The organism is Streptomyces sp. CBMA156, from assembly GCF_014596515.1.
GTDB lineage: Bacteria > Actinomycetota > Actinomycetes > Streptomycetales > Streptomycetaceae > Kitasatospora.
On record NZ_MSJQ01000067.1, the window covers coordinates 21,036 to 27,369 of the forward strand.

Sequence of the window (6,334 nt, forward strand, 5' to 3'; positions counted from 1 at the left end):
GGGATGTCACCCGTTCCGGTTAGTCGACCGAGTTGGTGGGGCCAAGGGCAGGCGCAGCGGGGGCGCACGGGAGCATTTACCAGGGCGCAAGGGGGGTGCGGTTCGTCACCGTGGGTATCCCGCTGGCGTTGCTGATCGCTAACCTGGTGTCAGATTCCTTGGACGGTCGGACAGTCGGCAACAGATCAGCAGAATCGTCGCCCGCCGGCCGGGGCCGGAGGGTGTGGGGAGGCGAAGCCCAATGGCCGCGAGACCACTCGTCGCACGACAGCCCAACGAGCGTCTGCAGCAACTGATCCAGGAGGCCAGCTGCTCCAACGCCGGCCTGGCCCGGAGGGTCAACCTCTGTGGCGCCGAGCACGGGCTGGACCTTCGGTACGACAAGACCTCGGTGGCCCGCTGGCTGCGCGGGCAGCAGCCGCGCGGGCAGGCGCCGGCCGTGATCGCCGAGGCCCTGGGCCGCAAGCTCGGCCGCAGCGTGTCGGTCGAGGAGATCGGCATGGCGGACGGCAAGAACCTGAGCTCCGGCATCGGGCTCCAGTTCGCGCCGACCATCGGCGCCGCCCTGGAGCAGGTCTGTGAGCTGTGGCGCAGCGACGTCGGCCGGCGGGACTTCCTGACCGGGGCGACGGTCGCCGCCTCCGCGCTGGTGGAGCCCAGCCGGGACTGGCTGATCACCCCGCCGGACCCGGTGGTGGCGCGGGCCGGCGGCCCCAGGGTCGGTCCGACCGACGTGGCCGCGATCAGGGCGACCACCGCGATGCTGGTCGACCTGGACCACCGCTTCGGCAGCGGCCATGTGCGCCCGGTGGTGGTGCACTACCTCAACTCGGTGGTCTCCGGCCTGCTCGGCGGCGCCTACCGGGAGGAGACCGGCCGCCAACTCTTCGCCGCCGTGGCCAGGTTGACCGAACTGGCCGGCTACATGGCGGTGGACACCGGGCAGCCTGGGCTCGCCCAGCGCTACTACATCCAGGCGCTGCGGCTCGCTCAGGCCGCCGACGACCGCGGCTACGGCGGCTACGTGCTGGCCGCCTCGATGAGCCACCTGGCCGCCACCCTCGGCAACCCGCGCGAGATCGCCCAACTCGCCCGCGCCGCCCAGGAAGGCGCCCGTTCGGTGGCCACCCCGACGGCGATGGCGATGTTCTACGCCGCCGAGGCCCGCGGCCACGCCCTGCTCGGCGACGCCCGCTCCTGCGAGGCGGTGTCGGCCAGGGCCCTGGAGATGATGGAGAAGCGCCGCCCGGAGGACGACCCGGACTGGATCGCCCACTTCGACGACGCCTACCTCGCGGACGAGCTGGCCCACTGCCACCGGGACCTGGAACAGGCGGGCCAGGCCGAGCACTACGCCCGGCGGGCGCTCGACCTGCACCCGCCGACCCGGGTCCGGCGCCGCGCGGTGGACCTGGTGCTGCTGGCCACCGCCCAGCTCCAGCAGCGGGACCTGGAACGCGCCTGCGAGACGGGCGCCCAGGCGGTCCGGCTGCTGAGCGGGCTGCGCTCCAACCGGGGCGTGGAGTACCTGGACGAGTTCCGGCGCCGGCTGGAGCCGTACCGGGAGCAGCGGGTGGTCCGGGAGTTCCACGCCAGAGCCGACGCGGAGGCGGCGTAGGTCCGGGGGCGGCCCGGGCCCGGCCAGGACCCGGGGCGGCCGCGGATCGTCTGTGCAGGGAGCGTGACGGATGTCCCGCCCACGTGGTCACCCGGCGAGGCGAACCGGTAGCGTGGGCGCGACGTCCAAGGAACTGTGATGCTCCCAAGAACCGACGAGATGTGGTCCGCCGTCAGTGCGCGGTCCTGCACAGGTGAGGAATCGCGTTGAGTCAGCGCCGCTCGTACCCGAACTCCGGTGACTTCAACCTGGACGACCTGTTCCGCCCCGAGCCCGGCGGCCCGCAGGGGCAGCCCGGCCAGCAGCAGGGCCACTCGGCCGTGCCGCCGGTGGGACAGCCGTCCGGGCAGCCGGAGTACCTCGGTGAGGGCGGGCCCGCGCTGCCGACCCAGGCCATGCCCGCGCAGCCGGCCCCGTGGGGCGCTCCGCAGCCCGGGTACGGCGCTCCGCAGCCGGGGTACGGTGCCCCGCAGCCCGACCAGGCCCCGGAGACCCAGTACCTGCCGCCGTACCCGGGCGGCGACCCGCAGGCGGGCGGCCACCCGGCGGCGCAGCCCCAGTACGGCTACCCGCCCGCGCCGGCCCAGCCCGGCTACCAGCAGCAGCCCGCGCCCGGCTACCAGGCCTATCCGCCGGCCGCGCAGCCGCAGCAGGCCTACCCGGCCCAGGACTACCACCAGGGCTACGCCCCGGAGCAGGGGCAGGGCTACGGCCAGGGCGCCGACCAGGGGTACGACACGACCAGGGCGGGCGGGTCGGGGCGCGGCGGAAGCCGGTCCACCAAGCTGGTCATCGGTGGCGTGGTGGCGGGCTGTGCGGCGGCCGGCATCCTGGTCGCCGTCCTGATGGGCGGCGACGAGCCCGGCAAGGACAAGACGACCACCCCGGTGGCCGCCGCGAGCACCGGCGCCACCACCCCCGCGAAGGCGAGCGCCAGCGGCTCCGGCGCGGCCGTCGACCCGGACGTCAAGGCCCAGGCGCAGCCGCTGTCGGACCTGCTGGGCACCGCGAGCGACAGCCGCAGCTCGGTGGTCTCCGCGGTCGCCTCGGTGCAGAAGTGCGACAAGCTGCCCGAGTCCCAGCAGGCCCTGACCGCCGCGGCCGGCAAGCGGCGCGAGCTCCAGGGCAAGCTCGGCCAGCTGAAGACCGACAAGCTGCCCGGCGGCCAGCAGCTGGTGGAGCAGCTCAACGCGGCCTGGACGGCCTCGGCCCAGGCCGACGACGAGTACGCGGCCTGGGCGCAGGACGCGCAGGGCTCCTGCGACGCCAAGAAGCAGGACAACCCGCACTACAAGAACGCCGTGCAGGCCAGCGGCACCGCGACCACCGCGAAGAAGCAGGCCTCCACCCTCTGGAACACGATCGCCGCCCAGAGCGGACTGCCCAACCGGAGCGACGGCGACCTGTGAGCGATGCGGCGGAGGGGGGACGGGCCGCGCGGCCCGTCCCCCCTCCGCCGGGCGTTCCGCGTCAGGCCGGCGGACGGCCCCCGGTGAGCGCCCAGCGGATGTCCACGAAGCCCGGCTGCTGCAAGGTCATCCGGCCGTTCCTGACCACCTGGTAGGTGACCCAGGTGTTGACCAGCCGCGGCGAGCCGCTGCTGGGCAGCATGTTGGTGGTGCCCCAGTTCAGCGGCGGGGTGATCCCGACGTCGATGCCCTCGCCGCTGTCCAGCATCGAGGAGACCGCCTTCGGGGTGACCTGCTTGCCGCCCTCCGCCAGTTTCTGCACCACCGTCCTGAACACCTCGTACGCGACCCAGGTGGTCTGCACGCCCGGGTCGGCGACGTCGATGGGGTGCCCGCCGGTGGTGTCGGTGCGCACCACCGCGCGCAGCCCGTCCCAGATCTTCGCCGACTCCGGCGGGTACCAGCTGGTGACGTAGGCGCCGCCGAGCGGGCCGGTGTCGCCGCCGGTGGAGTCCACCACCGACTGCTGGACGCTGCCGATCACCGAGGCGATCCGGGTGTTCTTCGGGTTCAGCCGGCGGTAGGAGTCCAGCAGGTTGCCGGTCGGCTCGGCGGCCAGGGCGCTGGTGACGCAGTTGCCCGGCTCGTCCTTGCCGATCGCCTTGCGGGCCACCGGGCTGTAGTCGGAGGACTGTTCGGGCGCCTTGACGTCCGTCAGCCTGATCCCGGCCGGCCGCAGCGCGGTGCCCAGGTAGCCGAGCAGGTTGTCGCCGGCCGGGGTGTCGGGCCGGACCAGGGCGACGGACTTGCAGCCGGCGTCCACCAGTTGGCGGCCGTTGCCCGCGATCAGGGCGGGCATGCCGCCGGACACCGGGTAGGACAGCGGGCTGGAGAACTCCGGCTGGGAGAGCCCGTAGCCGCCGATCAGCGGGATGCCGGCGCGCTCCAGCACCGGCATGAACGCCTCGCCCCACTGGCTGTAGGAGCCGATCACGGCGGACACCTTGGCGTCCACCGCCTGCTGGGCGCAGGCGCGGGCACCGTCCGCGGTGTTGTGCTCGTTGCAGGTGATCACTCGCAGCCGGTGGCCGTTCAGGCCGCCCTTGGTGTTGACGTCCTGGCTGATGGCGGAGGCGAGCGCGGTCATGCCCGGCCGGTCGGCGGTGCCGGTGCCGGCCGGGGCCCAGGTCATCACGGCGATGTCGCTGCCGCTGGTGGAGGCATCGGCCGGTCCGCCGCACGCGGAGGCCGAGAAGAGGGTGGGGAGCAGCACCGCGGCGGTGGCGGCGGCTGCGATCGGGCGACGGCGTCGCCCGAGCTGGGGACGGCCCTGGAACGAGTCCCTTCGGGTGGTCATCGGTATTCCCTCTCTGGGCGCACTCCGGCGCACCGGAGACAGCCAAGCCCCGGCGCCGCAAGCAGAGAGGGCCGAAGTGCGAACGGACGGCGAACGGACGCCGAACTCCGGCGGGGGACGCGTGTAGATCGCGAGTGGAGTACGAACGGACGGGGAACGTACGATCGTTCACCATGTCCGCCAGCACAGATTCTTCGCACCGGTCCGCCCGAAACCCTTCTCGTCCGGGCCACCGCTCCAGCACGATGGGCGGCATGCCGCTCAACGACCTGCCCTGGTGGCGCTGGCGAGCCCGACTGCGCTCGGCGCTGCACATGCTGTCCGACCCCGCTTTCCAGCAGGAGACCTGGCTGACCGGACGGGAGGGCTACGGGGACGTGACCGACGCCGTGTACCGGCTGGTCGAGGACACCTGGCTGGACCGCTGGTCCGCCGAGAAGTACATCGGCACGATCCTCCGGGACTCCGCCGAGGCCGCGCTGGTGGACGTCGCGGTGCTGCGGGCCGTGCAGATGCTGCACGAGGTCGGTGCGGACGCCCCCGCCTCCGCCTACCTCGGCCACCCCGGCTGGCCGGAGACCGTCCGGGCCGCCCGGGAGGCGCACGTGGTGCTGGCCGCGGGCGACGGGGAAGACCCGGACGCGGCACCCAAGTCGCTGGACGTGCTGCGCATCCTCACCCGGGTCTGAGGCCCGGCGCCGGGCGGGACGGCGGCCGGTCGCGGCCGTCCCGCAGTACGGGCAGCGGGGCGACGGTTGTCCGGGATGTGACACGCTGGACCGTCCACCCACGCCACGACCCCAGGACGGATACCCCCAGTGGAACAGCAGCCGGCCAGCGCCCAGTACGTCCTCACGCTGTCCTGCCCCGACAAGCAGGGCATCGTCCACGCTGTCTCCAGCTACCTCTTCATGACCGGCTGCAACATCATCGACAGCCAGCAGTTCGGGGACGGGGACAGTGGGCTCTTCTTCATGCGGGTGCACTTCTCCGCGGCCGAGCCGGTCACCGCGGACAAGCTGCGGGCCAGTTTCGCCGCGATCGGGGCGTCCTTCGGGATGGACTGGCAGATCCACCCGACCGAGCAGCGGATGCGGATCGTGCTCATGGTCAGCAAGTTCGGGCACTGCCTGAACGACCTGCTCTACCGCACCCGGATCGGCGCCCTGCCGGTGGAGATCGCCGCGGTGGTCTCCAACCACACCGACCTGCGGGACCTGACCGAGAGCTACGGCGTCCCCTTCCACCACATCCCGGTCACCAGGGACACCAAGGCCGAGGCCGAGCAGCGGCTGCTCGACCTGGTCGCCGAGGAGAACGTCGAACTGGTCGTGCTGGCCCGCTACATGCAGGTGCTCTCCGACCGGCTGTGCACCGAGCTGTCCGGCCGGGTGATCAACATCCACCACTCCTTCCTGCCGAGCTTCAAGGGCGCCAAGCCGTACCACCAGGCGCACGCGCGCGGCGTGAAGCTGATCGGCGCCACCGCGCACTACGTCACCGCCGACCTGGACGAGGGCCCGATCATCGAGCAGGAGGTGGCCCGGGTCACCCACGACGTCAGCCCGGACCAGCTGGTCGCGCTCGGCCGGGACGTGGAGTGCCAGGCGCTGGCCCGCGCGGTCAAGTGGCACAGCGAGCACCGGGTGCTGCTGGACGGGACCCGTACGGTCGTCTTCGCCTAGGCCGCGTCCCGGGGCCGGGTCTCGGGCCCGGGCCCCAGGTCCGCGTACCGGGGCCGGGTCTCAGGGCCGGGAGAGCAGCGGGAGCGCGTGCAGCACCTCGCGGACCGCGGCGCGGTCGCCGTGCTCGCCGACCGGCAGCCGGTCCGGGTCGCGGTGCGCGGCGGCCAGCTGGCACAGCTCCAGGCCGTCCAGCACCATCGAGGCCACCGGCTCGGGTCCCGGCGGCGCCTCGGTGCCGCCGGTGCGGACCCGGCTGCTGCCGCCG

5 protein-coding genes and 1 pseudogene are annotated in these 6,334 nt (G+C 73.3%); 4 read left to right on the plus strand and 2 right to left on the minus strand.

The window, feature by feature from the left end:
* Positions 1-241: 241 nt before the first annotated feature.
* Both BU198_RS05520 and BU198_RS05525 read left to right on the plus strand, forming a co-directional pair.
* Complete coding sequence (locus BU198_RS05520) at positions 242-1,618, plus strand: transcriptional regulator (RefSeq protein ID WP_188295709.1); 1,377 nt, start codon at positions 242-244, stop codon at positions 1,616-1,618.
* Between the two features lie 206 nt (positions 1,619-1,824).
* Positions 1,825-3,027 (plus strand): hypothetical protein, encoded by a 1,203-nt coding sequence (locus BU198_RS05525; RefSeq protein WP_188295710.1) that lies wholly within the window; start codon positions 1,825-1,827, stop codon positions 3,025-3,027.
* Positions 3,028-3,088: 61 nt separating this feature from the next.
* Here BU198_RS05525 and BU198_RS05530 read toward each other — a convergent pair whose 3' ends face one another.
* Positions 3,089-4,384, minus strand: coding sequence for an ABC transporter substrate-binding protein (locus BU198_RS05530; protein WP_188295711.1), 1,296 nt, complete (start codon positions 4,382-4,384; stop codon positions 3,089-3,091).
* Between the two features lie 254 nt (positions 4,385-4,638).
* On the opposite strand from BU198_RS05530, the gene BU198_RS05535 reads away from it, so the two are divergent.
* Both BU198_RS05535 and purU read left to right on the plus strand, forming a co-directional pair.
* Positions 4,639-5,073 carry an SCO4402 family protein gene (locus BU198_RS05535; protein WP_411293145.1) on the plus strand — a complete coding sequence of 145 codons (435 nt, stop codon included), beginning with the start codon at positions 4,639-4,641 and terminating at the stop codon, positions 5,071-5,073.
* Positions 5,074-5,202: 129 nt separating this feature from the next.
* Positions 5,203-6,069, plus strand: a complete 867-nt coding sequence (gene purU, locus BU198_RS05540) for a formyltetrahydrofolate deformylase (protein ID WP_411293146.1) — start codon at positions 5,203-5,205, stop codon at positions 6,067-6,069.
* Positions 6,070-6,129: 60 nt separating this feature from the next.
* Here purU and BU198_RS05545 read toward each other — a convergent pair.
* Positions 6,130-6,334 (minus strand): annotated as a pseudogene (locus BU198_RS05545) (hypothetical protein); the annotation flags it as partial.

Coding starts and splice junctions, on each gene's coding strand:
- BU198_RS05520 (WP_188295709.1), top strand. CDS start 242: ATGGCCGCGAGACCACTCGTCGCACGACAGCCCAACGAGCGTCTGCAG.
- BU198_RS05530 (WP_188295711.1), bottom strand. CDS start 4,384: ATGACCACCCGAAGGGACTCGTTCCAGGGCCGTCCCCAGCTCGGGCGA.
- BU198_RS05535 (WP_411293145.1), top strand. CDS start 4,639: ATGCCGCTCAACGACCTGCCCTGGTGGCGCTGGCGAGCCCGACTGCGC.